At 65.3% G+C, this 2,548-nt stretch carries 3 protein-coding genes; 1 reads left to right on the top strand and 2 read right to left on the bottom strand.

Going from position 1 to position 2,548, the window contains the following annotated elements:
- Positions 1 to 112 precede the first annotated feature (112 nt).
- Positions 113 to 622, top strand: coding sequence for a hotdog domain-containing protein (locus tag ACO6D5_RS27095; RefSeq protein WP_315844887.1), 510 nt, complete (start codon positions 113 to 115; stop codon positions 620 to 622).
- Positions 623 to 698: 76 nt separating this feature from the next.
- Here ACO6D5_RS27095 and ACO6D5_RS27100 read toward each other — a convergent pair whose 3' ends face one another.
- Both ACO6D5_RS27100 and ACO6D5_RS27105 read right to left on the bottom strand, forming a co-directional pair.
- Complete coding sequence (locus ACO6D5_RS27100; RefSeq protein WP_315844886.1) at positions 699 to 1,706, bottom strand: sterol desaturase family protein; 1,008 nt, start codon at positions 1,704 to 1,706, stop codon at positions 699 to 701.
- A gap of 2 nt (positions 1,707 to 1,708) precedes the next feature.
- Positions 1,709 to 2,446: a polysaccharide deacetylase family protein gene (locus ACO6D5_RS27105; protein ID WP_315844935.1), complete on the bottom strand. Its 738-nt coding sequence runs from the start codon at positions 2,444 to 2,446 to the stop codon at positions 1,709 to 1,711.
- Positions 2,447 to 2,548 lie beyond the last annotated feature (102 nt).

Raw genomic sequence — 2,548 nt, forward strand, 5'->3', positions numbered from 1 at the left:
ACGGCCGTTGCCCCTGTGGCGAAGAAACCCTAGCCGCCACGCGAATGACGGCGCCATGACAGGCGCCTGCCGCTACCATAGGCGTTTTATTTCTGAATGATGAGCGCCCGCCATGGACGACGCCTTTAGCCACCAATTGTCGATGACCATCCTGATGACGCCGGACATGGCGAATTTCTCGGGGAACGTGCACGGCGGAACCATCCTCAAGTACCTGGACCAGGTGGCCTACGCCTGTGCCAGCCGGTACGCCGGCCAATACGTGGTGACCCTGTCGGTCGACCAGGTCGTGTTCCGCGAACCCATCCACGTCGGCGAACTGGTGACCTTCCTGGCGGCGGTGAACTACACCGGCCGCACCTCGATGGAGATCGGCATCAAGGTCGTCACCGAAGACATTCGCAAGAAGCTGGTGCGCCACACCAACAGCTGCTACTTCACGATGGTGGCGGTAGACGACCAAGGCGCGCCGACCGCCGTGCCGCCGCTGGCGCCGCGCAACCTGGAAGAGAAGCAACGTTTCGAGGCCGCCCGCCTGCGTCGTGAATTGCGCCAGGAAATGGAACGCCGCCACGACGAGATCAAGCGCGAAACCACGCACGACGCGCCGCCCGCCGCCTGAACCGGTCCGGCGAAAAAAAACCGAGCCATGCAGGCTCGGTTTTTTTCTTGGCACGGTCTGGTTCAGGCCGGCGCCGTCATGCGCGTTCCGCGGCGCCGGGCGGGCTGGGCGGCGCGGAGACGGGTTCGCGGTCACGGCCCACCATGCGTTTGATGCCCAGCCATTGCTGCGACCAGAAGCTGCGGCCGTAGTCGCGCCCGCCCAATTCCGCCCGTTGGTCGTGGATGCCCGTCGGGCCATAGCCCACGCCGAAGCGGGCGGTGCGGAACAGCACGTCCCAGATCGGGAACAGCGCGGCGAAGTTGTAGCCGCCCACCGGCCCCGGCGACGAGGCGTCGTAGGCGATGGAATGGTGATGGCGGTGAAAGCGCGGGCTGACCAGCAAGCGTTCGCCCAGCGCGCCGAAATGCATGCGCAGGTTGGCGTGCGAGAAGCTTTGCGCCAGCTGGGTGATGGCCACCACGATCACGAATTGCGCGGGCGGCACGCCCACCAGCTGCGAGACGAACACGACCAGCACGTCGCGCAGCATGTCGTCCAGCAGGTGATTGCGGTCGTCGCTCCAGATGGTCATCTGGCGCTGGCTGTGATGCACCGCGTGCAACGCCCAGAGCCAGCTGAAGCGGTGCTGGGCCCGGTGGTAGACGTAGTCCACCGCGTCGAACAGCAGCAGGTAGATGATCAGGCTGACCCAGGCCTTGTCCGTCACGCCGGGCCAGTACTGGTCCAGCTGGAACGGCGCAAAGCCCCAGACGTGCAGTTGCCCGAAGATGCTGTCCCAGAACGGATCGATCGTGAAGAACAGCGCCAGGCGGAACACGCCCAGGCGATGGATCAGCGTGTACAGCACGTCGATGCCGATCTGGCGGCGGTCGGTAACGGCTTCAACCGGCCGCAGGCGCTGCAAGGGGCCGAACACCAGCACCAGGACGGCGATCTGCACCAGGCCCACCAGCAGCCACATAGTGGCGTCGTAGCCGTCTTCGATGAAGTTGCTCATTCCCAGGTGAAACAGCGCAGGCTGGATCAGCGTTTCGAAGAGCCATTGCTGGCAGGCCCCGAAGAATTGACTAAGCGTGTCCATGATCAGTGATGCGTGGCGATCCAATCGCGGTAAGCGGGATGCGTATTCAAGGTAGCAAAACAATAGCCCTTCTGCTGCAAGCCCACAATCAAGGGCTCCAGCACGGCGGGCGCCCAGGGGTCCTGGCGCGACCAGATGCCGAGGTGGGCCAGCAGGATGTCGCCCGGCTTGATGGTGCGCAGCGCCTGGTCCAGCAACTTGGCATTGGGGTATTTATCGCTGGGCAGCTCGTCGCCCAGGAAGCCGGCGGGCGCCCAGCCCACGTGCTCGAATCCGCACGCCTTGGCCGCCTTCAGCAGCGCGGGCGAGGTCTTGCCGCCCGGCGCGCGGTAGATCGGCAGCATGTTCTGGCCCGTCATCTGATGAAAGCGGGTGGCCGAACGCTTGATCTCGGCGCAATACTGCTCGGCCGTCCATTCCTCGCGCTTGCCGTTTTCCGGGCCTGCGCTGGGCTTCACCCGGAACTTGCCGCCGGGCAGGTCGGCCTGCCAGTACACGTGGTCGTACGTGTGCGAACCGAAGGCATGGCCTTCGGCCGCGCGCGCCTTCCACCACGGCGCCCACACGTCGTCCAGGCTTGCGCCGTCGGTCTTGGTGCGTTCATTGGCCAGGAAGAAGGTGACTTTGACGTGATGGCGGTTGAGCACGTCCGCGATCAACGGCGCCACGCCCATGTGGCCCGTGTCGAAGGTCAGGTACACCGGCTTGTCGCACGTCGTCGGCGCCGCCGCATTCGCCATCGGAACCGCGAACGCCAGGACCGCTGCAAGAAGGCTTTTCACCGCCGGGCCGCCCCAAGGTGAAAATGCCCCCTTGGGGGGCAGCAAGCCCGCGACAGCGGG

This window comes from Achromobacter sp. (assembly GCF_057314935.1).